Annotated in this window: 22 protein-coding genes and 3 pseudogenes; 22 read left to right on the top strand and 3 right to left on the bottom strand. The window is 38.7% G+C overall.

Features of this window, described 5'->3' with window-relative positions; translation table 11 throughout:
• From BR30_RS33360 to BR30_RS0112535, 9 genes are all read left to right on the top strand, one after another.
• A partial coding sequence (locus tag BR30_RS33360) for an MFS transporter (protein WP_035445499.1) occupies positions 1-631 on the top strand: 631 nt, incomplete at its 5' end.
• Between the two features lie 426 nt (positions 632-1,057).
• Complete coding sequence (locus BR30_RS38670; RefSeq protein ID WP_197032329.1) at positions 1,058-1,204, top strand: hypothetical protein; 147 nt, start codon at positions 1,058-1,060, stop codon at positions 1,202-1,204.
• Positions 1,201-1,362, top strand: a complete 162-nt coding sequence (locus BR30_RS35875; protein ID WP_197032328.1) for a hypothetical protein — start codon at positions 1,201-1,203, stop codon at positions 1,360-1,362. The genes BR30_RS38670 and BR30_RS35875 overlap by 4 nt, the downstream gene beginning before the upstream one ends.
• 455 nt (positions 1,363-1,817) lie before the next feature.
• Positions 1,818-2,513 carry a CoA transferase subunit A gene (locus tag BR30_RS0112560; protein WP_026565326.1) on the top strand — a complete coding sequence of 232 codons (696 nt, stop codon included), beginning with the start codon at positions 1,818-1,820 and terminating at the stop codon, positions 2,511-2,513.
• Positions 2,500-3,165 carry a 3-oxoacid CoA-transferase subunit B gene (locus BR30_RS0112555; protein WP_026565325.1) on the top strand — a complete coding sequence of 222 codons (666 nt, stop codon included), beginning with the start codon at positions 2,500-2,502 and terminating at the stop codon, positions 3,163-3,165. The genes BR30_RS0112560 and BR30_RS0112555 overlap by 14 nt, the downstream gene beginning before the upstream one ends.
• The gene (locus BR30_RS33355) at positions 3,158-4,366 is read left to right on the top strand and encodes a thiolase family protein (protein WP_035445483.1); all 1,209 of its coding nucleotides are present in this window, start codon (positions 3,158-3,160) and stop codon (positions 4,364-4,366) included. The genes BR30_RS0112555 and BR30_RS33355 overlap by 8 nt, the downstream gene beginning before the upstream one ends.
• Before the next feature lie 145 nt (positions 4,367-4,511).
• Positions 4,512-4,649, top strand: a complete 138-nt coding sequence (locus tag BR30_RS35870) for an FbpB family small basic protein (RefSeq protein ID WP_081825434.1) — start codon at positions 4,512-4,514, stop codon at positions 4,647-4,649.
• A 55-nt stretch (positions 4,650-4,704) separates the two neighbouring features.
• Positions 4,705-4,893, top strand: a complete 189-nt coding sequence (locus BR30_RS0112540) for a hypothetical protein (protein WP_026565324.1) — start codon at positions 4,705-4,707, stop codon at positions 4,891-4,893.
• Positions 4,894-5,184: 291 nt separating this feature from the next.
• A complete protein-coding gene (locus BR30_RS0112535; RefSeq protein WP_026565323.1) occupies positions 5,185-5,820 on the top strand; it encodes an FMN-dependent NADH-azoreductase in 636 nt (211 codons plus the stop codon).
• A 237-nt stretch (positions 5,821-6,057) separates the two neighbouring features.
• Here BR30_RS0112535 and BR30_RS33350 read toward each other — a convergent pair whose 3' ends face one another.
• Complete coding sequence (locus BR30_RS33350) at positions 6,058-9,309, bottom strand: Ig-like domain-containing protein (RefSeq protein WP_035445482.1); 3,252 nt, start codon at positions 9,307-9,309, stop codon at positions 6,058-6,060.
• 636 nt (positions 9,310-9,945) lie between these two features.
• Positions 9,946-10,083: pseudogene (locus BR30_RS35865) on the bottom strand (Na-translocating system protein MpsC family protein); the annotation flags it as partial.
• 546 nt (positions 10,084-10,629) lie between these two features.
• On the opposite strand from BR30_RS35865, the gene BR30_RS0112525 reads away from it, so the two are divergent.
• From BR30_RS0112525 to BR30_RS35205, 7 genes and pseudogenes are all read left to right on the top strand, one after another.
• On the top strand, positions 10,630-10,995 hold the full coding sequence (locus BR30_RS0112525) for a Na-translocating system protein MpsC family protein (RefSeq protein ID WP_026565322.1): 366 nt from the start codon (positions 10,630-10,632) through the stop codon (positions 10,993-10,995).
• 163 nt (positions 10,996-11,158) lie between these two features.
• A complete protein-coding gene (locus BR30_RS0112520) occupies positions 11,159-13,516 on the top strand; it encodes an FdhF/YdeP family oxidoreductase (protein WP_026565321.1) in 2,358 nt (785 codons plus the stop codon).
• A gap of 33 nt (positions 13,517-13,549) precedes the next feature.
• Positions 13,550-14,344: a formate dehydrogenase accessory sulfurtransferase FdhD gene (gene fdhD / locus BR30_RS0112515; protein ID WP_026565320.1), complete on the top strand. Its 795-nt coding sequence runs from the start codon at positions 13,550-13,552 to the stop codon at positions 14,342-14,344.
• A gap of 463 nt (positions 14,345-14,807) precedes the next feature.
• Positions 14,808-15,041 carry a MarR family transcriptional regulator gene (locus tag BR30_RS37815; RefSeq protein WP_231507697.1) on the top strand — a complete coding sequence of 78 codons (234 nt, stop codon included), beginning with the start codon at positions 14,808-14,810 and terminating at the stop codon, positions 15,039-15,041.
• 288 nt (positions 15,042-15,329) lie between these two features.
• Positions 15,330-16,034: pseudogene (locus BR30_RS33340) on the top strand (ABC transporter ATP-binding protein); the annotation flags it as partial.
• Positions 16,024-16,257 (top strand): hypothetical protein, encoded by a 234-nt coding sequence (locus tag BR30_RS38665; RefSeq protein ID WP_231507699.1) that lies wholly within the window; start codon positions 16,024-16,026, stop codon positions 16,255-16,257. The pseudogene BR30_RS33340 and the gene BR30_RS38665, both read left to right, overlap by 11 nt.
• Before the next feature lie 24 nt (positions 16,258-16,281).
• Positions 16,282-16,629: pseudogene (locus BR30_RS35205) on the top strand (zinc-binding dehydrogenase); the annotation flags it as partial.
• A 275-nt stretch (positions 16,630-16,904) separates the two neighbouring features.
• Here the strand turns inward: BR30_RS35205 and BR30_RS0112495 are convergent.
• On the bottom strand, positions 16,905-17,222 hold the full coding sequence (locus BR30_RS0112495; protein WP_026565318.1) for an IclR family transcriptional regulator domain-containing protein: 318 nt from the start codon (positions 17,220-17,222) through the stop codon (positions 16,905-16,907).
• Positions 17,223-17,512: 290 nt separating this feature from the next.
• Here BR30_RS0112495 and BR30_RS0112490 point away from each other — a divergent pair, with 290 nt between their 5' ends.
• From BR30_RS0112490 to BR30_RS0112465, 6 genes are all read left to right on the top strand, one after another.
• Positions 17,513-18,430, top strand: a complete 918-nt coding sequence (locus BR30_RS0112490; RefSeq protein WP_051633597.1) for an ArsR/SmtB family transcription factor — start codon at positions 17,513-17,515, stop codon at positions 18,428-18,430.
• Positions 18,431-18,630: 200 nt separating this feature from the next.
• On the top strand, positions 18,631-19,899 hold the full coding sequence (locus BR30_RS0112485; protein ID WP_026565316.1) for an extracellular solute-binding protein: 1,269 nt from the start codon (positions 18,631-18,633) through the stop codon (positions 19,897-19,899).
• 110 nt (positions 19,900-20,009) lie between these two features.
• Positions 20,010-20,912 carry a carbohydrate ABC transporter permease gene (locus BR30_RS0112480; RefSeq protein WP_026565315.1) on the top strand — a complete coding sequence of 301 codons (903 nt, stop codon included), beginning with the start codon at positions 20,010-20,012 and terminating at the stop codon, positions 20,910-20,912.
• Between the two features lies 1 nt (position 20,913).
• Positions 20,914-21,741, top strand: a complete 828-nt coding sequence (locus BR30_RS0112475) for a carbohydrate ABC transporter permease (protein ID WP_026565314.1) — start codon at positions 20,914-20,916, stop codon at positions 21,739-21,741.
• A 52-nt stretch (positions 21,742-21,793) separates the two neighbouring features.
• On the top strand, positions 21,794-23,590 hold the full coding sequence (locus BR30_RS0112470) for a glycoside hydrolase family 2 protein (protein WP_026565313.1): 1,797 nt from the start codon (positions 21,794-21,796) through the stop codon (positions 23,588-23,590).
• A gap of 3 nt (positions 23,591-23,593) precedes the next feature.
• A complete protein-coding gene (locus BR30_RS0112465) occupies positions 23,594-24,535 on the top strand; it encodes a glycoside hydrolase family 43 protein (RefSeq protein ID WP_026565312.1) in 942 nt (313 codons plus the stop codon).
• Positions 24,536-24,597 lie beyond the last annotated feature (62 nt).

Genomic DNA, 24,597 nt, shown 5'->3' with positions numbered 1-24,597 from the left:
TTCAATCCCTTTAACGAGACAAATGGCTATGTTCAAAAAACCAAAAATTGCTTTAGCATTATCAATCACCTTCTTTTTAATGACAGGGTACGGAATTCTTTTTACTTATTTATCTCCATTCCTTGTAAAAAATGTAGGAATGAGTGATTCTCTTATAAGCATTACTTTACTTGTTCTTGGAGTTGCAAGCTTATTTGGTTCTAAACTAGGTGGATTAAGTGCAGATAAGAGAGGCGTAATTTTTACATTAAAAAGAGGGTTACTTGTAAACGTAACATCTTTAGTAGTGCTTTCATTCATATCACATTCAATTATTGCTGTATTTGTTTTATTGACAGTCTGGTCATTTGCAGGCTGGTCATCAGGTGCAACTCAGCAATATAATTTAGCAACGCTATCACCTGAATCCTCAGATGTGTTGCTAGGTCTGAACCAATCAATGATGCAATTAGGCTTTGCGGCTGGTGCAGGTTTTGGTGGAATAATTGTGGGGCAAATATCATTGTCTTCCATTACATGGTTCAGTGCGTTAAGTATTGTGTTTGCAAGTATTACAACATTTGGATTATCACGTTTCTTAAATAATAAAAAGGTAGTCAACCTAGATTTTACGGCACAAAAGCAAGCTTGATCAAATTGGGAGTCTTAAATCGTTATCTTTGCATTTTGTTTACACAATTTGGCTAGTCAATCGATAATTCGTTAGTGGGATTACGCGTTTTAGCGAAAACTACCGATGACAAACAAAAACTGGAAAATATTATCGACATGACTCTGTCTGTCTCGGATTAAGCTTTCTTTTTTTGATATTTCGAGAATGATTGTTCTTAATTCTATGTGAGCCAACTGCGCCCCACCTGTCAGGAAGCTAATAAGCCCAGCGAGTAAAGGAGAAAAGTATATAAATCATGTTATCAAAGGAATCCCGCAAACATGCGGGAAACTAATGAATGATTATGAAATTTTAATAAGGTGGGAACATTTGGGTTATTAAAAACAACCAAACGTATAATAAAGCGTAATTTTGAAGGTGAGGGATCATACTGAAGGAAAAGATATGGAAGGAACGAAAGTAGAGATTATTCGGCATATAAAAGAACGAAACAAAGAAACGTTGATTGGGGTAGAAGTTTCCACAACCGTTTTTCCTTATATTTTAAGAGGTGTTAATTGGCTTGCATTGACTCGGTTGAATGTCCAATGAAGAAGCGTTTAAAAGTTTGGAATCGTCTAGGTGATGATTTGAAACCAACAAAGTTAAATGAAGATATGGTAAATGAAATCTCATTAAATGAGCTGCCAGAAGTATTAGCTGCCATATTAGAAGGAAAAGTACGTGGAAAAACTCTTGTAAAACTATAAAAGGATCAAATCACAACAAAACCATATGAACTTGCCTAGTGATAAGAGGCACATATAATACAATATTTAGTGATCGCCTGTCTCTCGAACGATGCATAGATACGTACGGGAACAATTTTAGACCATCCAACAACTGCACGTGCTCTGGTGTAGATAATTGGTTGTTATGAACACCATCATCAAGCAATTATCAAGGAAAGATATTTAAAAATACTTTTTCTTCTTGAAAGTTATTATTAAAGTAGTATAATTAGACCAACGATATATTTAATAAATCAAAATTCTTAATCGGTTGATGATTAAGATGATGGAAAGATGAAGTCTTAATGTTGAAAACTCACCGTTTTCATTAAATTTAAGATAGCCCAGTCTTTCCAAAGGAAAAAGCTAAATGCTTATTTCCTTTGGATTGGCTGGGCTTTTTGCTTTGTATAAATAAACTGGGAGTGATATCAATGCAAAAAGTAAAAAGGGCGGAAGAAATTATTGCAAAGGTTAAATCAGGTGACACCATTATGGTGGGAGGATTTGGTTTAGTTGGTGCTCCATTAAGTTTAATTAACGAATTGACGCGCCATGACGTGAATCAACTGACCGTGATCAGTAATAATCTAGGTGAACCAGGAAAAGGCCTAGGGATTTTATTACGACAAGGAAAAATTAGAAAAGCTATTGGTTCGTATTTTACTAGTAACAGGGAAGTGGGAGATCAGTTTAATCAAGGTAAACTTGAAATTCAGCTTATGCCTCAGGGAACGATGTCTGAATCGATAAGGGCTGGAGGAGCCGGTATTGGCGGATATTATACAAAAACAAGTGTTGGGACTAAATTGGCAGAAGGGAAGGAAGTACGCGAAATTAATGGAGAATTGTATGTATTTGAAGAGCCGCTGCGAGCAAATGTTTCACTGATTAAAGCTGCAAAGGCAGATACTCTCGGGAATTTAGTGTATTACAAAACGGCTCGCAATTTTAATCCGTTAATGGCCACAGCAGCTGACTTCGTCATTGCTGAGGTTGACGAGATTGTTGAGGCAGGAGAGCTTTCACCCGAGGAAATTGTCACCCCTCATTTATTTGTCGACGCCATTGTAGAAAGCCATCTGATTCTAACTAAGGAAGGAGTTGTAGCAAAAAATGCAATCAAATAAAGACGTTCAAGAGTTAATAGCGAAAAGGGCAGCGGCTGAACTGCAACCAAATTCAGTCATTAATTTAGGAATCGGAATACCCACACTCATTGCCAAATATGTGGATTCAGAGTTCGTTTATTTCCATACAGAAAATGGAATGCTTGGGGTTCAAGAGTTGAATAGTGAAGAAGATTTTGATCCAAACCTAGTCAATGCGGGAAAGCTGCCAATTAGTGAGGGAATGGGTGCTTCCTATTTTAATAGTGCAGACTCTTTTGCCATGATCCGCGGGGGACATGTTGATGTTGCCATACTGGGAGCACTGCAGGTTGATGAACAGGGGTATATTGCAAACTGGGCGATACCTGGGAAAAATATCATGGGAGTAGGAGGGGCAATGGATCTTTTAAGCGGGGCCAAAAAGATTATTGTTACGACCAATCATACCGCCAAAAATGGAGATTCTAAAATAGTTAAAAATTGCACATACCCGATTACATCCATTCGTAAAGTTGATTTGATTATTACAGAATTAGCTGTTTTTGAATTCCAAAATGATCAGTTAGTATTAAAAGAATTAATGCCTGGTGTCACTTTGAGAGAAGTTCAAGAAAAGACGGATGCAGACTTTAAAGTTATGTCAGTAAACGATGGAGGACATCATGAATAATAAAGTTTATATAGTAAGTGCACAACGGACAGCGGTGGGAAAAATAGGCGGAGCTCTAAAGGACTTACAGCCGGATGATCTATTACTTCCATTATTTCAGAATTTAAAAGAAAAGAATTTGCTGCCTGAAGAAGTGATTGATGAAGTGATTATTGGTCAGGCAAAACAGAGCCAAGACCAAGCCAATATTGCTAGAGTGGCTCTTTTAAAGGCAGACCTGCCGGAGTCAATTCCAGGGTACACCGTAAATCGCCAATGTGGATCGGGTATGCAGTCTATTCATAATGCTTTCTTGGCAATTCGAGCTGGTCTAGGTCATGCCTATATTGTTGGGGGGGTAGAAAGCATGAGCAATGCCCCTTATTATATTCGAAATGGACGTTATGGCTTTCTTTCAGGAAACAGTGAAATTCTCGATCCGAATAAGGAAAGTCAACCGGGTTCCCAGCCTGTAGAGAAGTACGGAAAGCTTGTAATGGGAATGACAGCAGAAAATCTGGCTGAAGATTATTCGATCTCCCGTGAGGAGCAAGATTTATTTGCATATGAAAGTCAGCAAAAGGCACTTAATGCCATTGAAAATGGCGATTTCCAGAACGAGATTGTTCCTGTAAAAGTTCCACAAAAAAAGGGAGAATCAATTATTTTTTCTAATGATGAACATCCAAGGAAAACAGATTTAGAAAAATTAGCGGCTTTAAAACCTGTGTTTAAGAAGGACGGAACAGTCACAGCGGGGAACTCATCTGGATTAAACGACGGTGCCTCTATGTTATTACTGGTTTCCGGTGAAATGGTGGATCGATATCAATTAGAGCCTTTAGTAGAAGTTGTAGGACTTGGAGTTTCAGGGGTAAAGCCAGATCGGATGGGAATTGGGCCTGTTGAGGCAACAAATAAAGCGTTAAGCATGGCAAATATACAAATTGAGGATTTAGATTTAATTGAACTTAATGAAGCATTTGCTGCTCAATCGTTATCTGTCATAAAAGAACTGGGTTTAGCAATGAATAAAACTAATGTAAATGGCGGAGCCATTGCATTAGGACACCCGATTGGAAACAGTGGGGCTAGAATTAGTGTGACACTAATACACTCCATGTTGAAAAGAAAGGCGAAGTGGGGGCTTGCTACCCTTTGCATGGCTGGTGGACAGGGGATCGCAACAGTATTTCGGGCGCCGGTTTCCCCACAAAATTAGGTTTAATGTGCTGTTAAATACCGGTGGAATTCACTCCCTGCAATCACTGTCTCAATATAAAATGAATTCCAACAAAAATACAAATTGAGACTATTGTTTTCGGATCATTTAATAAAACAAAACACATACATCTGGAGGAACTATCATGCGTAAAACGAATCACATGCATAAAAAGTCATTTCAAAAATTAGTACAGGAAATCAAAAAAGAACTTCTTAACAATAACGAGGAATTAGAAAGAATTGAAAAACGTATTGAACAACGTCATGAAATAAAACGATAGACGCAAAAATAATATGGATCAAATAAAATGGTTAAATAATAAGGATGTTCAAATTATGAAATTTAGAGTGAAAATATTTGATCATAAAGGAAAAGAACTTGAAATTGAAAATAAAGTCATAGGTGATATCAAATTTGAATCTGAAAGAGCAATTGAATTTTTTATTCAAGCAATTAGAAACAGTTTACCACCAAATTTCCTGTTTATAGTGATTCCCGAAAACCAAGCAGATGAATCGGATTGAATGATACCGATTAAATAAAAATCTTAAATGAATTCTATAGTTCTATAAAGCATAATACTCTGATTTGCACTTTGGACTAGCCCTTGACTGTTGAATAGTAATGGCTGTTTATGTTACCCAAAGGAGGAAAAAATTAAAGCATACTATTTTTTTGACAATCATCAAATTATTTTATACAATTGTCTCGAATTAAAAATAGTAGAAATCGAGACTTATAAAATTCATTGATATTTCTTTCATTTTTGATTCAAAATAAAATGTTCAAATTACACAAAGGAATGGTAAAAAGATATGGCAAAAGTATTGTACATTACAGCACATCCACTCAATGAAACACAATCGTATAGTATGGCGGTTGGGAAAGCATTTATTGATACCTATCAGGAAGTTAATCCAAATGATGAAATCGTTCATATTGACTTGTTTAAAGAAAACATCCCGCATATCGATACCGATGTATTTAGCGGATGGGGAAAGCTCCAATCTGGACAAGCATTTGAAACACTTAATGATGAAGAAAAAGCAAAAGTTAGCCGTTTAGGCGAGTTAAGTGACCAATTTGTGGCCGCAGATAAATATATTTTTGTTACACCATTTTGGAACTTTTCATTCCCTCCTGTTATGAAGGCTTATCTTGATTCGGTTTCAGTGGCCGGGAAAACATTCAAATATACTGAAAAAGGACCTATTGGACTACTAACAGATAAAAAAGCATTGCACATTCAAGCACGCGGTGGAGTTTATTCTGAAGGTCCTGCAGCTCAATTGGAAATGGGACATCGTTATTTAAGTATCATGATGAGTTTCTTTGGAATTCCGGCTTTCGAAGGGCTATTTGTAGAAGGACATAATGCAATGCCAGATAAAGCACAGGAAATAAAAGAAAATGCTATTGCCCGTGCTAAAGACCTTGCTCATACTTTCTAGTTTTATAAAGTCGAAGAGATAGACCCATGTCGGGTCTGTCTTTTTTAATAGTGTGATAGGGTATTAGTGAACAATATAAAGTATGAAACTAAAAAAACGGGAGCCATTTCGATAGAAACGGCTCCCGTTTTTTTTACTTCTCAACTTTTTGGGGGGAATGGCCACAAAGTACTGGCTTTTCATATTGAATATTGCGGCGAATTCATCCCTTCATCAATCATTCTAAATGGACATTATTTAATTAGGTTTAACGATAACAGGAATAATGATTTTAAATCCACCATATTCCGCAATGATAACAGCGGCTCCTTCAGACTTCGTTAGGATCTTATGATCAGCGGTCACTTCAGCTACTTCCGAATTAGAACTATTCCATTTGACATCAGCTGTAACGTCTTTTATCGTTCCATCGCTGGACATAGCATTTATGACTACTTCATTTGTTGAGCCTGCTGAATTTACGATATAACCCGGCGAAGAACTTATCCCCCTAATAAATGTAGGATACTTTGCTACAACTTCAACATCAATTGTCTTTGACATTCCAAAAACAGTAGCAGTTATTGTCGTTTTTCCTACAGAGTGAGCGATGATATGTCCATCAGCAGAAATCGTTGCAACCGATTCGTCCGCCACCGTAAATTTTGCTTTGCTAGTAAGATTATAACAATCACAATTTCCATCTCTGCCATGATGACCAAAGAAGCCATTAATTGAGATGTCAGTGGACTTATTAGGTTCTAACATTACATTTCTAGTTGTCCATTTATTGTTTTCAGCCCAATATAAATCTACAGGTTTAGTGTTTCTTACCCAAATAGCATCTCTCAAACCATAATAATTGAACCAGATGTATGCTTCACCAGGGCCGACCCATGTAATGACTCCGTTCTGGTCAACAGTTGCTACACTTTCGTCGGAAGATTCCCATTTCCCTTCTGTATCAACCTGTACGATATTATGATCTGTATATTCAGCAAACGCGTTCGCATCAATAGTTCCTTCTTCAGGGTGTAATATCATCCCATTGCTATTATTAGTTATCGCTTCTACTATATTTCCTGCTTCAGGCTGTATTATCATCCCCGCGCTAACAATTCCTACTAAATTTAATGGTCCAGCTTGATCTTGTACTTTTACTGGAATTTTAATAGAAGAGAAACCTGCAATTGTTGCACTAACCGTCGTTTTTCCAGTATTCATTCCAATAAATTTCCCGTCTTTAACACTTACAACTGTAGGTTCATCTGTTGTCCATTGAATTGAATTCGTTATTTCTCTTTGAGTTCCATCATTGTATTGAGCAAAAACATGTACTGGATAAAGCTTATCTTTTTGAACAACAACATCCAAGGAGGAAGCAAGCAAGGACTCAATTTTTAAATCTTTTATTAACGCATCATTCCCAGAAAGAATTGAAACATTCAAGATTTTTGTGCTTGTTCCGTAATCGATAAGTACCTGCGTTGTTCCTGCTGCTACTGCTGTAAGGACCCCATTCTTAACTGTAACTTTGTCCGGGTCTAATGTTGTGAATCTTGAGTCTGATGTAACGTCAGCAGTTGAACCATCCTTATATTTTGCTTTAACAGAGAACGAATGCGTGTGCTCAGATAAACTAAAGGTGATATCATTTTCACTAGGAATCAGATCAACAATTTTATTTGCAAAATCTTTAGAAGGTTCATTTGAAACGACAATTGAAATCTGCTTTGAGTATCCAGAGCTATCTACGGTAATAATTGTTGTACCAGTGCCTACAGCTGTAAGTAGGCCATCTTTATTTACTTTAACAACATCAGGATTAGATGATTTATATACCGCATATGAAGTCGAATTTGATCTGTCTGAATAGGTCGTTTTTACCTCTAATTGCTGCTGTTGATTTACTACCATATTTTTCATATCTGGTGTAACAGAAATTGATTCAGGGTTTGGAGCCTGCTTCTGACCGTCTTTATCCGTGACTGCCACCGGGATATCTACAAAGTAACGAAAATCATTATAGATAGCATGCAAGACAGTTGTGCCACTTAATTGACCAATAACTTTTGATTCACCACCATATTTTCGGGAAACTGAAGCTACGTGGAAATTGTCGAAGTACAATTCAACGGAACCTGTTACATCCTCAGTACTCCCATCACTATAAATCGCATTTATTTTAATAGGCGTTTCTTCACCTATTCCTAAAGAGAGGTTTGGTTGAGAAGCTGTCAAACCAATAACTCTAGGAGTTGTAAGCTTATTGGTGACAGTAACCTCAATTTTAACTGGAGGAAGAACATCTGAACGATAGGAAGCTGTCACAAACGTTTTACCTGTCTTACCTCCAATGATATATCCTGAATCAGTAACCGTTGCAATGCTGTTATCTTCGACTGTCCATTTGACATCATTAGGATTTACATTTTCAACTAAAGTCATACCACCATCTGATATTCCATTAGTGAATACTTCGGTTAAATTAACAGGCCAATTTTGTCCTGGCATTAGTTCAACTGTAGGTTCATCAGTTATAAGCTTTGTAGGCTTAACAACATTAACAAGTACAGCACCAACCAACTTATCATACTTAAAATAAATATATGCTTGGCCGATTCCAACTGGGGTTATTTGACCATCTTTACTTACCGTAGCTACATTTCGATCTGTCGTTGTCCAACTTCCTAAAGAAGTAACCTCTTTATTCCCCAACATGGGGTTCTTTGTAATGGCACTTACTTGAACCGACTTATCAGAGGTTTCTAACCTCAACATGTCAGCCGACAGGTACAGCCCCGTTACATTTTCAGGAATATCTCTTATCGAAGCAAAGAAATTTATTTGTGGAAAAGTTGAGTAGGTTACTTTCAATGAAACATCACCTGGTGATATCCCTTTTAATACGCCACCTTCAACCTTTACAATCGAAGGATCTCTTGATTCCCATGTAGCTAATTTAGTTACGTCTTCCATCGAGCCATCGCTATAAAGCGCTTTCAATGCGATAGGACGCTTTTCCCCTTCATTTATGTAGGTAATTTGATTCGCCGCTAAAACGAGCGATACAATTTTTTTCCCTTCTGAAGGATTTAGCTTTTGACTTGAAACACGCGCATCTTGAGTAACATTTACTTCAACGTTTAACACTGCATTACCAAGACTGAATTGTACATGTGTAGACCCTGCATTCACTGCTGTTAGCACTCCACTAGCAACTGTAACAACTTTCTCATCTAGTGAAGTCCATTCTCCTTCTGCTGTAACATCAGCTTTGGAACCATCCTTATACTCTGCTTCAGCCTTTAAATCGTGTTTGCCTTTAGAAAGAGAGAACGAGACTGTCGATTCACTTGGAGTAAGTTTTACGATCTCCTTTGAAGGCGGTTCCTTTGTTTCCTTTACTGACCTTACAGGTGAGGCAGAAGCCAAACTACTAAATAGAGACAGGATTACGGTAAAGATGAGAGTTAATGCTGTAATTTGTTTTGTTACCTTTTTTCTCATTTGTCAACCTCCTATTTTTTTTATATTAATCAACCTGTAAATACAGACTGGTAATATCAATCTACTAATACTAGATTTTTTCATGTGATTTCATCTTTCACACTGACCTTGTTTATTGACAAAGAGATTCTATGAAAAATTGACGTTATTTTCATTGGATATGTATTTTTCATCATTAAAAATTTATTAGATTTTTTCCAATTTTCACAATTCAAATACTAAATTATGACTAATAAATTGACAACTAAATATTTTTTTAAAAAAGTAACGTTGAACGCCTAATCTGCCCAATAAAGGGGGAATTCTTAATAAAATTCAAACCATTATTATTGCCGAAGCGCCTTTTTGTTCACTCTTTTCGACCGATTCATACACACATTTATTTAAAATTCGGTCTTTATCATTTCATTTTGATTCATAATAAAGGACAAAATGAGGTTCACCCCATACATAGTAAATATAACGGTCTCTTTTTTTGAACAATCACAACAAAAAAAGGGTATTAAAATCCAAAGATTTCATAACCCTTTTTGCTATTGCAGTGTATAAATAACCAAATATCCTGTATTTTTGTAAAATTATTGTTGTTTTCATAATAAAGTTATTCAAATTACTCTTCTAATAACTTTTCCAAAATTTTTTTATCATTATTCTTCCTTTTTCTTCAGTAACAAGATTCTTTTCTTCAGTGGTTAAAACTCCTTTGATGAGAGTAATCACCATATCTTGAACAATATACGTTTTTGCTTCTTGAGGACCGCGCCCAAGTAATTCTCATTGTAATTTTATCAATGATGAACTAATTTATGATTCCACTGCTTAGTATCAAACGTAAAAATGTAAGGTGTTAGGATGCATAATAAAGGATTTAACCATACAAAACTAGCGAATGTTACTCTCCATTCGTTGGATGGCAACATTCGCTTTTATTGTTAAGTTTTTTGTATTCAGGTTTAAAAGGAATTGAAAATATTTTCTATTGTGCTGATTGCATTACCATGCTATGATTAAGATGTCAAATGTGAACAATTTGTGAAATTTACATATGAGTCTCTTTTAATACGAAACAGCGAACCTGTTGATCGGTTAAAAGGTTTAACTAATATGACAAGGGAAAAATATTATAACAGTTGGTGCGTAACAGCGAACCTGTTTGAGGCGAACCGTTGTAATGATTCAAATGGGATTCCGCCTTTTTTAAGGAATCTTCAAAGAATCTATTACAATGGTTTTTATTTTTATTCCGTTATATAGTATACTTATAGTATAAACATCATTAACACAGTGATAACATTGAGTAAAACAAGTGAGTTGAGTCATGTGAATAAATATGAAGCAGAATTTAGTAACATTGTTCGCGCCTATAGAAAACGTCATATGGGTAAAGGCCCTAGTCAAGTTCGAACAAAGTTTTGTAAGAACTGGGCAATTTGTGAATTAGAAGGAAATTTATCTCCCATTGAAAAATTTATTGCTTCAGCTGAAGATGGGAAACAAATGTTACGATCTGCTCGTACTGAAATGGTCAAGGAGATTTATAAAAAAAACTATCCTCAGGAAATGGAAGAACTACTTGGTGCAAAATTCATTCGTGTCTTTGTGGATATTGATATTGAAGACGACATGGGGATGTCAATCTTCGTGTTTGATCAAGATATTGAGGAAAAGTTTAACGTAAAAAGTTAATTTCAATGGAAACATCATTCAACTACATATTGTTGGCACTTGACAGCGACCCTGTTAAAGACTAACCACCTAGAGCAATTTGTCCGTTTTATCGGATGAATATAGTCTTAGGTGGTTTTTTATTGGAAAAATAGCAATTGACATGATTAAGGAGGAAATGAAAATGGGGAAAACACAACATCCTGGACCACAAAAAAAAGCAAAGTTACCAGCTCCTAAATACTGGGTAAGTCCAATTCCTTTTGGTTTAGGAAAGATTAAACCACAGCATATCCGCGATACGATGAAAATCGCTTGGGATAATAAAGATAATATCGGCTATGCTACACGGATTATAACGAAAGGGGTTTGTGACGGTTGTGCACTTGGTGTATCTGGGTTATATGACCAAACATTGGATGGTCCACACGTTTGCACCACACGTTTGAATGTCCTTCGGCTAAATACAATGCCTGCGATTCAACCTGAAATTCTGCATGCAGACATTGATGAACTAAAGAAATATGATAGCACTGAACTTCGTAAGCTGGGTCGGATTCCCTATCCAATGATTCGACGCAAAGGGGAACGTAAATTTTCACGGATTACTTGGGATGACGCAATGAATCTCATTGCAGAAAAAATGAAAAAGTTGGATCCGAAACAATATGCTTTTTATTTAACCGCTCGAGGGATTACAAACGAAAGCTATTATGTTGCGGCCAAAGTTGCGCGTTTTCTTGGGACCAATCATATTGATAACGCTTCCCGTATTTGTCACGCTCCCAGTAAAACAGCTTTAAAACGTTCCATTGGTGTGGGGGCTTCTACATCCAATTATCTAGATTGGATTGGAACAGATGTCTTATTATTTTGGGGAAGTGTCGCTTCGAACTCATCACCTGTATCTTCAAAGTATATGCTTGAAGCAAAGAAAAAAGGGACCAAGATCATTGTGGTTAACCCATACCGCGAACCAGCCATGGACCAGTATTGGATTCCTTCAAACCCTGAGTCCGCGTTATTCGGAACAAAAATTGCCGATGACTTCTATCAAGTCAACATCGGCGGGGATATTGCCTTTATGCATGGAATCATTAAGCATTGGTTTGATATGGAGGAAAAAGCATATGGTTCAGCAATTAACCATGAGTTCGTAGAGGAGCATGTAAACGGTTACGAAGAACTGAAGAAAAAAGTCCAAGAACAATCTTGGGAAGATATCATCGAGTCTTCAGGCGTTTCAAAAGAACGAATCATTGAATTAGCTGAACTTCTAGCAAACAGCAAAAACGCGGTATATGCGTGGGCACTTGGACTGACGATGCACTCTTTTGCGACAGACAATATCTCTCAAGTCGCAAACCTGGCACTCCTGCGTGGACACTTAGGGCGAAAGCACGCGGGACTTATGCCGTTCCGTGGACACTCAAGTGTGCAAGGCAGCGGAGAAATGGGGGCAGACCCGTTTGTTTTACCTGGCGGAGGCTGGGATGAAAAAAATGTAGAACGAATCGAAAAGCTTTGGGGATTTGACCTGCCAAACTGGCAGGGTGATATCGTTGGCGTCACACTAGAAAACATAGTTCTTCCAGAAGATCATGAGCGGAAAGTGAAATTATATTACCTTTCTGGAGGTAATTTCTTAGAAACGATGCCAGACCCTGATTTTATTGAACAAGCCTTATCCGAACTGGAGATTCGCGTTCATCAAGATATTATTTTCAACTCATCGACGTTAGTTGATGCGAAGGAAGCCGTCATTGTGTTACCAGCGAAAACGCGTTATGAGCAAGAAGGTGGGGGCACGAGTACATCAACAGAACGGATGGTTTACTTCTCTCCTGAAATTTCTGGAAACAAAAACATGTTAGAAGAAGCTCGTGCAGAATGGAAGATTTATCTGGATCTTGCGAAGCGGGTGAAACCAGAAACGGCTCATTTGGTTGAGTTTGCTGACGGTCAGGCCATTCGTGAAGAAATTGCCAAAGCAAACCCTGATTACGATGGAATCCAGCATTTGAAAAAGCAAGGAGACGTGTTCCAGTGGGGCGGCGCTTGGCTATGTGAAGATGGAATTTGTCCAACTACGGATGGCAGAGGTACTTTAATTCCGGTTGATATCCCGGATTTAAATAAAAAACCAGAACAATTTATTATTACCTCTCGCCGTGGCAAGCAGTTTAACTCGATGGTATACAAAGAAGTGGATCCGTTAAACGGTGCCGGTCGTTATGATATTTTAATGAGTCCTGTGGATGGGCAAAAATTAAGCATTGCTGAAGGTGAAGGAATTGTTGTTTATAACGGCTTTGGCGTCTTCCAAGGTACGGCTAAGTTTGTTGATATTGCGCAAGGAAATTTAGAAGTTCATTTCCCAGAGGGTAACTATTTGCTGCCGCGCGGGCGTTATGAGAAATTTGCCGGCATTCCAGATTACAACATCACGGTTAATGTGGAGAAAGCAGAACGATATCATGCACGGAAAGATACTCAATATCTAGAAAAGCCGATTGCTGATCTTGAAACAGAAGTTGGTTAAGGGCGAGAATATCCATGGAAAGGGGCACCGCATTTGTTAAAGGAAATCACTACTTCTCAAAACATTGTCAAGTATAATGGACAAAACTTCATCGAGGAAGAGGATGACATTGCAGTCGAATCTGCCTTAACAATTATTTTAGATGGGACGGAGTTTGCCACCATGGTATGTACCCCTTCTGAATTGAAGGAATTGGTGGTTGGCTTCCTAGCTTCAGAAGGTGTGATACGAGTCTACCAAGATATTCAATCGATCCACATCGATGAAGAAAAGGGTTTTGCTTATGTTGATCTAGTTAATAAACATTCGATTCAAAAAGATTTCCATTCTAAAAGATTTATTGGTTCTTGTTGTGGAAAAGGGCGGCAATTTTACTTTCATAACGATGTGAAGACAGCTAAAACGGTGATGACAAGAATGACGGTTACACCGGAACAGTGTCGTGAGTTAATGAAGCAAATGCAGGAAAGTTCTTCACATTTTCAACAGACGGGGGGGGTCCATAATGCAGCGCTATGTACGAAGGATGGAATTGTGGCAGCAAGAACAGATATCGGCCGACATAATGCCCTTGATAAACTATTTGGCTATTGCTTGATTAACCGAATACCTCTAAAAGATAAAATCATAGCTTTCAGTGGCCGAATTTCATCCGAGGTGTTACTAAAAGCAGCCAAAATTGGAGTCGGGATTATTCTATCAAAATCTGCACCTACCAATCTTGCCCTAGATTTAGCAGAGGAACTAGGAATTACAGCAGTTGGCTTTATCCGAGCTAACGGATTTAATGTTTATACCCATCAGGAGCGCATTCAGGGAGTAGAATAAGAATCAATGGAAGTTATCGTCTTATCTACTGGATATTCTAGCCGAGCGAATACATTTAAAATGACTTTGCCACTGGGGCAAATGACCACCTTTTAGCAAACAAATGAAATTAATCATAAAATATCTTTCTCATATATAAATGGGAAAAGGAATTGCTATCGAACCAAAAGAATGTAGTGTTGTAGCTTCATTTGATGGATCTAAAGATTGAAAAGGCTGTTACCATAGGCTGGTGGCAGCCTTTTGAAAGTAAGGGATTTTAATGGTTGTTTTACAGCTTAACATTGAGCCAAATATATCCACTTACAGATAAGGAAGGCAATTTCATACTGATAATATACACGCAATTGATTTTGCTAACCTTACGGACCCTAGTTCTCTTGCAACTAGAGGCATTATCACTTTGGTTCAGAAAAAGTAATTAGAAATCATTCACTTGAAAATATATAGATATCTATATATAATGGGTAACATGATAAAATATGATACAGCATCAATGGTTGGAAAGATTAGAGACGCAGTAAACTATATGATTTTGTCGGAGCTTGGAAAACACGGAGTGGATGGTATCGCCCCATCTCACGGGGATATTTTAGTGTGCCTTTACGAAAAAAACAGCTTATCCATAAAGGAACTGGCTGAAAGAATCCATCGCACTCAGCCGACAGTAACAGCATTAGTTGATAAGTTACAATAACTTGGTTATGTCAAGAGAATAAAGAATTGGGAGGATAACAGCGTAACTTTAATCAATCTTACGGAAAAGGTTATCCAGCTGGAACCGATATTTCGAGAGATCTCAGAAAGGTTAAACACGGTCATTTATGGCGCTTTAACTAAGTCAGAAAAAGGACAGTTGGAACAATTGTTAGAAAAAATCCTAAAAAGGTTTTAATTTTTTTTTGCATAATATATAGACATCTATGTAATGGAAAATTTTATAAAATTAAAAATAGGGTAAGCAACTACGAAAAGTAGATGTAAGATGATTCGATTTCAACAAGTATCGAAAAAATTCCCTAATGGGACCTTTAACGTAAAGTCTATAGATTTAGAGATAAAGAAAGGTGAATTTTTTGTTTTAATCGGTCCCAGCGGCTCTGGAAAAACAACTACATTAAAAATGATCAACCGGCTCATTAAATTATCAGAAGGTGCGGTTCTTATTACTGGAAGGAAAATAAGTGACTATGACATCAATGAACTTTGTTGGAATATTGGGTATGTGCTACAGCAAATTGCGCTTTTTCCACATATGACAATTGCTGAAAATATCGCCGTTGTACCGGAACTTAAAAATTGGGACAAAGTAAAGATTGCTGCTCGTGTTGATGATTACTTAATATGGTGGGGCTCGACCCCAAAGAATATCGAATTCGTAAACCTAGTGAATTTTCAGGTGGACAACAACAACGAGTAGGTGTAATAAGAGCTTTAGCTGCGGACCTGAAATTATCTTGATGGACGAACCGTTCAGTGCACTTGAAAAAATTGCAAGAAGATTTACTAGAAATTCAACGTAAACTTAAAAAAACAATTGTTTTTGTTACACATGTTATGTAAAGAGGCTATGAAGTTAGGAGACCGTATTTGTGTGATGAAAGAAGGAGCAATCATTCAAATAGGAACCCCACACGAATTCTTAACGAATCCAGCGAATGATTTTGTTCGTGAATTTGTTGGCAGCCGGAAATTTCGATCAATTTGAAGGAACTTATCACTCCCAAATCATCAGAAACGCATTATTATCTGATACCAAAACCATTTCCTTATCAACCCCAGTTGATGAGGTATTAAAACGCCTAGAGTTGGCTAGGAAGTCTCAACTTCTAAACGCGCTTTTGGAACATGTAGAGATTTCATTAATCGCTCTCTTTTTCTCCTTAATTATTGCAATACCATTAGGCATTTAACAACTTTTCTCCCTTTTTCCAAAAGGTGTAAATAAAGTCTTAGAACTAGTTGGCACTGTCACATTGAAACACTCTTTTAAGTTACTTTCTGAGCATGGTATCTTATGTATGACCGGAATCTTAAGTGGAGAATGGGTGTTGGACAACTTTGAACCTATGATAGATATTCCTTCTGGTGCATATTTTACACAGTTTGATAACGGAGTTAATTTTAAAGTGAAATTACTAGTTGAACTGTTTGAACATATTGAACAACATAAAATTAATGTTCCAATTGCAAAAGTTTTCCCACTTGATGAAATTCATAAAGGGCATCTCTTGATGGAAAGTAATATAGCAAACGGAAAAATTGTAGTTGTTAATTCTTTATAGAAATATGTTCATGTGCATCATTTCAGGTGAGCGCATACAATCCGAAAAAAATAGATATCCATTATAAAACCATTCATTGCAAAATAAGTGGTTAAAAACAAACAGAGTTAAGGTGTTAAACTAACTCTGCTTTTTCTTTTTCTGTTGAACTCATTTGGTGTCCAGTCCTTGGACACGAATTTTACTTTAAAGTAATTTATTATGTTTAGACAAAAAATGGTTTTCTTAACAGACTTATACGAATTACTTCCACGAATCTGAATGTACTGTCACAATTATTCGGAATAACCTAATTGTTTTGATAATTTCTGGGCAGTTTTTAATAGTTCTCTTACTAATGGTGAATCCTTTGAGATATCCAGTGCTTCTGTGACTGCAACGATATATAGGGAAGCTATTAGTTCTTTTTTATAATCAAATACAGGAGCCGCAATAGCTGAAATTCCTGATAGGTACTCGGAAGTAAAAGCGTATTTCTCCTTTTTCACAAATGCTATGATCGATTCCAATTTAGATTGTTCGATTAGATTCTCTTCAAGCTCTTTTTGAATGATATTTCGTGTCTTTTCCTCTGGCAAAAATGCTGCAAACAAATAAAGTCTCTAATTGAAAATATCACAGAACAGTTGTTGAGACCTTAGATATATATCAATAGAAATTGTAAGGGTTCCGGTGCAAAAACCTAAAAACAATTTCAATTAATCTCTGAAGCTTGGACATAATGATACTATTACTCTTATGCTTAAAAAACTTATGTATTTTATTAAAAACAAAATATTGTATAATGAAAAGAACAATACCATTATTATTACAGGAAAGTTGCAGTTAAATTTATTTTCCTGTATTTTTATTATAAATAAAGATGTAATAAAGGGAGATAAATGTGAGAACATTACAATTAACACTACAAGAAGCGATTGAAATTTGTAAAGCGCTTGCAAACGAAAACCGGATGGAAATGATTCGGTCCCTGACGGGAGGCCCTAAAAATGTGAATGAGCTTTCCGAGATGTTAAACATCCCGTTCTCTTCGGCAGCGGTGAATGTAAGGAAACTGGAGGAAGCGGGTTTGATCACGACTGAGATCGTCCCCGGCCGAGGGAGCCAAAAGGTAAGTTCAAAACGATATGACCGTATCATTATAGATCTTGAGGAGAAGGAGCCTGCGAAGGAAGATGTGTTAACCTTCGAATTGGAGATTGGGGAATATGTTCAGTGTGATATTGAACCAACTTGTGGCTTGCTTAGTGAGAAGGGCATTATCCATATTCTTGATGATCCCCGATCCTTTTTCGAACCGGAACGGAAAAATGCCCAGCTAATCTGGTTTCGTTCCGGGTACATTGAGTACCACTTCCCAAACAGGATTCCTTACGGAGCAAGGGTAGAAGAGCTGAATTTCTCCGTTGAATTATGTTCGGAGGCTCCTTATCATAATTTAGACTGGCCTTCTGATATCACCTGCTGGATTAACGGGAAGGAAATTGGCTACTGGACAAGTCCTGGTGACTTTGGTGGCGATAGGGGATTCTTAACTCCAGGCTGGTGGGAAACCCATAATACTCAGTATGGTTTGTTAAAGTATTGGAAAATCAACCAGGAAGGTAGTTTTATCGATGGAGTGAAAATTTCCACGGTGACGATTGATGATTTGAAACTGCAGGAAAAGCCGTACATTTCGCTGCGACTTGGGGTTAAAAAAGATGCGAAAAATCTCGGCGGGATTAATTTGTTCGGTTCCAAGTTCGGAAACTATGAACAAGGGTTAATCATGAAAATTCAATATGCTGTTTCGGATTGATCCGCTGCAGAAAAAGGCTGACTAGGAATTATTCCGGTCAGCTTTTTTTATCACAAAAAATATTGTTATAAAAATACTTGATTTGTAATAATAAAATATGTAATAATAACCTCAGAAAGTTGAAAGCGTTTTATAAAAGAGTGATTTCAAGAAAAGGACCTTTCAACAGAGGATAATCTATTTCCAAGGAGGAACACGGAATGAAATCTTTTAAATGGTTAGTTTTATTAATTGCTAGTGTCCTAGTTTTAGGCGCTTGCTCAGGCGGCAATAATGCTTCCAATAAGTCAAAAGATGGAAAGATTCAAATCTCATTTATCAACGGTTTCACCGGCGGTGACGGGGCATATATGAAAAAAATCACGGATGGATTTAATGCTTCTCAGAACAAGTATGAAATCGTCGAAAGCCAAGAAAAAGATCACTATACAAAATACAAATCCGGTGACTATGACCTTGTTGTCATTCATGGGAACAACATGGAAACTTACCGTCTTGACGGCATGATTCAGGATGTTGGCTCGCTGTACGAAAAAGCAGGTTTGAAAGAATCTGATTTCCACAAGGCTGGAATGGATCTTGCAAAATTGGACGGAAAGCTTTACGGATTCCCGATTGATATTCACCCATTAACCATGTTCTACAATAAAGAGTTTGTAAATGAAGCTCCAAAAACATATGAGGATATCGTGAAGCTGAATAATGAGCTTCAAGCAAAAAATAAGGATTTATATGCACTAGGTGTTCCTTCAACAGGTCTTGTGGAGTTTTACATGATGATGATTGCTGCCCAGAATGGTGTAGAGCTGAAGGATGGCAATGCCTTGAATTTTAATCAGCCTGAATTCGCAGATGCACTGATGACTTTCCACGATATGGTCTGGAAAGATAAGGTTTCTCCAGCCGGCTTAGGCCTTGATGGAGAATTTAAAACCTTCATGAAAGAAGCAGAATCAGGAAAAGCATTTCAATCAGCTGTTGCTCTAACGGGTCCTTGGTTCTATGGGGCAGCGAAAGAAAAATATGGCGATAAACTTGGAATTGCACCAATTCCACAGATCGGCAAGCAGCCTGCAGCTTACGGTAACGCTCACATTCTTGCTGTTTCCGCAAGTGTTAAAGACGAGAAAGTTAAAGAAGGAATTGCTGAGTTTGCCAAATATATGTTCACTCCTGAAAATCTGATCAACTGGGCAGATGGAGGACAAGCTCCTGTACACTTGAAGACAATCGAAAAAGTGACAGCCGAGAAAGAGAAGTACCAAATCGCATACCAAAACTCTTTGCAATTTGATTCTTTTGTTGCTCCGCCGCAAGTATATCAATATGGAGAACAAATCCGTTATATGAACGAAAAAGTCTTTAGCAAGCTTGTATCAACCGAAAACCTGACAAAAGAACAATTAATGAAAGAACTTGCTTCTGCAACAAAGAAAGCAAAGCAAGTTGCTGAAACACAACCGAAGTAATTAAGAAAAAAGGTGGAGTGGCGCGGGAATTCCTGCGCCTTTCACGCTAAAAAACACGAAATAAGCTAAAGGTGAGCATTAGGTCTCCCACTTATTGGAGGGTGTATAAAATGCACAAAGGAACTTCGACAAAAACATGGGCAATCCTGATGGTATCCCCATTTATACTTTGCTTTATTTTATTCTGGCTGGCACCGATGCTCTTGGGAGTATGGGTCAGCCTCCACAATTGGAACCTTTCATCGGGTAATAACGGTTTTATTGGGCTTCAAAACTATGTTGATATTTTAACCACTGGCTCTCTTTATAATGAAGCGTTTATGCTGGCCTTGAAAAATACGCTAGTATTCGTCGTCGTCAGTGTTCCTCCGCTTGTGATCATCGCTTTAGGCCTTGCGCTCCTTCTCGACCATCTGCCAGCGAAGCTTAAGCCTATATTCCGGACGATTTATTTCGTTTCTTATTCGATTTCAGTTACCGCTGTATCTGCTATCTTCTTGTGGCTCTTCAATGAGAATGGCGGTTTTATCAATAATCTTTTTGTCAGCATTGGGATTTTAGACAAACCGATTAACTGGCTTAGTGAACAGCCCTATGCTTGGACGTCTGTCCTCATTTCTACTGTCTGGTGGACAATTGGATTTAATATGATGTTGTTCATAAACGCCCTTGACGAGGTAGATCCAAGTCTTTATGAAGCGTCTGATCTTGACGGAGCCAATGGGATCAAGAAGTTTATTTATATCACATTGCCTCAAATCAAAAATGTCGCATTCTTTATCATAATTATGACTGTAATCGCGTCATTCAATTTGTACGGGCAGTCAAAGCTCATCACAGCAGGGGGCCCGGAGCAGTCGACCACAACATTGACAATGAGCATCCAGAATACTGTTTTTGGTATGAACCAGCTTGGTGTAGGTTCATCGATGGCCATCTTAATGGGAATCATTATGCTTCTCGTGACCGCTGCTCAATACTTTATGTCTTACCGCAAAAAGGAAGTGAATTAACATGAGACGAAAGCAAAAAAACATCATCATTGTCACAATGGCAATCTTAATCGCCATTTTGTTTCTGTTACCGTTAGTCTGGATGGTGTTCACTTCCTTTAAAACATTAAGTGAATCCATGTCCAGCTCGGCCATCCTGCCAAAAGTTTGGACGCTGCAAAACTATATGGATATTTTCTCTCCAACTAGTGATGCACCAATCCTTCTCTGGGTTTTTAACACAGCTGTCATCACTATTATAGGCACGGTTCTTGTTGTTGCCATTGATATTCTTGCAGCCTACTCTTTGGCCCGTCTGCACGTGCCTGGTAAAAAAATCATCATCGGGATTATCGTTATAGCCTTAACAATTCCAGGCATCGTGACGCTTTTCCCGGCGTTCTATATGTTTAAAACTTTTAATTTGCTGGACACCATTATCCCGCTGGTTCTGCCGTATACAGCAAGCACAATGGGAGTATTCTTGATTTACAACTTCCTTTTAAGCTTTCCAAAGGATCTGGAAGAAGCAGCCTATCTTGACGGTGCTTCTCAAATGCAAATCCTGCGTCATGTCATATTCCCGGCGATCAAACCGGTAGCCGTAACGCTGGGAGTTATCACATTTATGGGGATCTATAATGATTACCTTTGGCCGTCACTCGTGATTAACTCCAATGAAATGAAAACGATGACTCTTGGAATTGCGACGCTAATCCAAGGATCCAATTTCGTCAATCCCGCTGGAATGATGGCTGCGACAGTTGTAGCGACCATCCCGGCAATCGTCGTTTTCCTCGTGGCCAATAAATATTTTGTAAAAAGTGTAACGAACTCAGGAATTAAATAAAGTTCCGTTGCTTCCAATATGAATAAAGCAGTTAATAAAGGAGACTAAAGTTATGATGCGTCAAGAATATCCGAGACCACAGTTGAAGCGAAAGAATTGGTTAAATTTAAACGGAATCTGGCAATTTGCCTTTGATGATCAAAATGCAGGGGTAAAGGAAGCCTGGCATTCTAATGCGGCAGCTTTTACAAAAGAAATCAACGTTCCATTTGCCTACCAGACAAAATTGAGCGGTATTGAAGACCACAGCTTTCATGATCATGTCTGGTACCGCCGTGAGTTTACGGTTCCGTCTGACTGGAAAGAACAACAGGTCATCCTTCACTTTGGAGCGGTGGATTACCGGGCGTGGGTTTATGTGAATGAACAGCTCGTAGGTTTTCATGAAGGAGGAAATGTCTCCTTCTCCTTCGATGTTACCCATTATTTAAATTGGGGGACTGAGGCCGTTGTCGTAAGAGTAGAAGATCCTTCAACCGATGAAACAATTCCGAGAGGAAAGCAATACTGGATTGAAAGGTCCGATTCCATCTGGTATACACGGACTACAGGAATTTGGCAGACAGTTTGGATGGAGGCGGTCAACCCTGTCCATTTTTCAAAGGTAAAATTCACGCCTGATGTGGATCATGGCGCTGTATATCTTGAATTAGAAGTGGAAGGGGAGTTTGCCGGCAAACAGGCGGAAGTGGAAATTTCCTTTAATGGAGAGACCGTTGCTAAGGATGCCATCCATTTGTTAGCGATAAACACTCAGCGTTCGATCGATTTATTTCAAAATTCGATTTTCCGTACCCCGTTTCACCACAATGGCTGGTGCTGGACGCCGGAGAACCCGAATTTGTTCGACGTTAAATTGACCATTAAAGAAAACAACTCTGTTTTTGATGAAATTGAAGCATACTTCGGCATGAGGAAGGTCCATACAGAAGACGGTATGGTATACCTCAACAATAAGCCATACTATCAAAAGCTTGTGCTTGACCAAGGTTACTGGCCAGAGGGCTTGCTGACGGCGCCAAGTGATGAAGCGTTCAAACTGGATATCGAGCTTGCCAAAGAAATGGGCTTTAATGGCTGCCGGAAGCACCAAAAAGTGGAGGATCCAAGATTCCTGTATTGGGCTGATCAGCTCGGCTTCCTTGTCTGGGGCGAATGCGCAGCGTCTCCGTCTTTTAACGATCAAGCTGCCGCCCGCCTAACAAGAGAATGGATAGAGATTATTGAACGTGATTACAATCATCCTTCCATCGTTGCATGGGTGCCGCTCAATGAAAGCTGGGGCATCCCGAATGTGCGTATGGACATACAACAGCAAAACCATTCGCTGGCTATGTACCACCTTGTTAAATCTTTAGATGCCACCCGTCTGGTCATTTCTAATGATGGCTGGGAAATAACACGATCCGATATCTGTGCAATTCACAATTATAATCATGGGAATGATAATGAAAAAGTAAAATATGAACACTATAAGCAGTCGATTTCGACAAAGGAGCAGCTTCTGCAGTCGCAGCCAGCTAAACGGAAAATTTACGCCAATGGCTTTGAGCATCAGGGAGAGCCAATTATCCTGACGGAGTATGGCGGAATCGGTTTTAAAGTTGGCGAGGAAGCGGGCTGGGGTTACACTTCAGTTACCGGCTCTGATGAATTCGTAGCGGATTATAAGCGGATCATGGAAGCGGTGTATGCTTCAAAAGTGCTCCATGGGTACTGCTATACCCAATTAACTGATGTGGAACAGGAAATCAACGGATTACTAACATATGAACGTAAGCCAAAATGCGAGCTGAAAGAAATCCGGAAGATAAATGATATGTGGCATACTGAAATCGTGGAGGGCTAAACAATGGAAAAAGGTTTCCGTACAGTACAAAAGGTAAATCGTGAAGACATCCATATGAGGGACCCATTTGTGTTCCCGTACGCTGAGGAAAATAAATATTATTTATTTGGGACCACGTTCGCAGATGGCTGCGGTGACAAGGACCCCGTTTTTGAAGTGTATGTCAGCCAAGACTTGGAGACATGGGAAGGACCCTATATTGCTTTTGACCCGCCGCGCGGCTTTTGGGGCGTTCGGCATTACTGGGCTCCCGAGGTATTTTCAATTGATGACAGGTTTTATATGTTTGCATCGTTTAAAGGCGGGATCGGTGAACACCGTGGGACAGGTATCCTGGTAGCTGACCATCCGGCGGGGCCATACGTTCCGCACAGTGAAGGTGCTGCGACGCCTGGTAATTGGGAATGCCTTGACGGAACTTTTTATGAAGACAAGGACGGGCAGCGTTGGATGGTTTTTTGCCATGAATGGACCCAAGAATATGAAGGGAAAATCAAGGCAATCAGGCTCACTCATGATTTGAAGCACTGCTATGGCGAACCAGTTGAAATATTAAATGCAGCAGAAATGAAATGGATTCGGCTGTTCGGAGACCCGCGGATTGAAAAAAAGGGATTCCTTACGGATGCCCCGTTCATGTATGAAGCACAAAACGGCGACCTGTTGATGCTCTGGTCGAGCTACTCTGTTCCAAACTATGGGGACAAAGGCTTTGGAGGCTACACCGTAGCCGTGGCCCGTTCCAAGTCAGGGAGCATCGAAGGTCCATGGCATCATGAACAAGAGTTGTTAATGGACCGGAACGCAGGGCATTCAAGCCTGTTCACCGGCCTGGACGGGCAAACCTATCTCTCTACCCATTATCCCGATACCCCGCACGGAAGCGAGCGACCTCTGTTCATAACAATAGAGGAACTGGCTGACGGGCTGAGAATAAAAGAATAAATAAAGGCAAACCCGGCAATTTTTCCTGCCGGGTTTGCGTTTATTGTTCACATTTAGAGTAA

Source organism: Bacillus sp. UNC41MFS5, assembly GCF_000686805.1.
The sequence above is the reverse complement of the archived record's forward strand: the minus strand, read 5'-3'. Positions and strand labels throughout refer to the sequence as shown.

Coding starts and splice junctions, on each gene's coding strand:
- BR30_RS0112480 (WP_026565315.1), top strand. CDS start 20,010: ATGCACAAAGGAACTTCGACAAAAACATGGGCAATCCTGATGGTATCC.
- BR30_RS38670 (WP_197032329.1), top strand. CDS start 1,058: ATGGAAGGAACGAAAGTAGAGATTATTCGGCATATAAAAGAACGAAAC.
- BR30_RS0112555 (WP_026565325.1), top strand. CDS start 2,500: ATGCAATCAAATAAAGACGTTCAAGAGTTAATAGCGAAAAGGGCAGCG.
- BR30_RS37815 (WP_231507697.1), top strand. CDS start 14,808: ATGGGTAACATGATAAAATATGATACAGCATCAATGGTTGGAAAGATT.
- BR30_RS0112560 (WP_026565326.1), top strand. CDS start 1,818: ATGCAAAAAGTAAAAAGGGCGGAAGAAATTATTGCAAAGGTTAAATCA.
- BR30_RS0112465 (WP_026565312.1), top strand. CDS start 23,594: ATGGAAAAAGGTTTCCGTACAGTACAAAAGGTAAATCGTGAAGACATC.
- BR30_RS0112475 (WP_026565314.1), top strand. CDS start 20,914: ATGAGACGAAAGCAAAAAAACATCATCATTGTCACAATGGCAATCTTA.
- BR30_RS35875 (WP_197032328.1), top strand. CDS start 1,201: ATGAAGAAGCGTTTAAAAGTTTGGAATCGTCTAGGTGATGATTTGAAA.
- BR30_RS0112485 (WP_026565316.1), top strand. CDS start 18,631: ATGAAATCTTTTAAATGGTTAGTTTTATTAATTGCTAGTGTCCTAGTT.
- BR30_RS33355 (WP_035445483.1), top strand. CDS start 3,158: ATGAATAATAAAGTTTATATAGTAAGTGCACAACGGACAGCGGTGGGA.
- BR30_RS33350 (WP_035445482.1), bottom strand. CDS start 9,309: ATGAGAAAAAAGGTAACAAAACAAATTACAGCATTAACTCTCATCTTT.
- BR30_RS0112540 (WP_026565324.1), top strand. CDS start 4,705: ATGAAATTTAGAGTGAAAATATTTGATCATAAAGGAAAAGAACTTGAA.
- BR30_RS0112535 (WP_026565323.1), top strand. CDS start 5,185: ATGGCAAAAGTATTGTACATTACAGCACATCCACTCAATGAAACACAA.
- BR30_RS0112520 (WP_026565321.1), top strand. CDS start 11,159: ATGGGGAAAACACAACATCCTGGACCACAAAAAAAAGCAAAGTTACCA.
- BR30_RS35870 (WP_081825434.1), top strand. CDS start 4,512: ATGCGTAAAACGAATCACATGCATAAAAAGTCATTTCAAAAATTAGTA.
- BR30_RS0112470 (WP_026565313.1), top strand. CDS start 21,794: ATGATGCGTCAAGAATATCCGAGACCACAGTTGAAGCGAAAGAATTGG.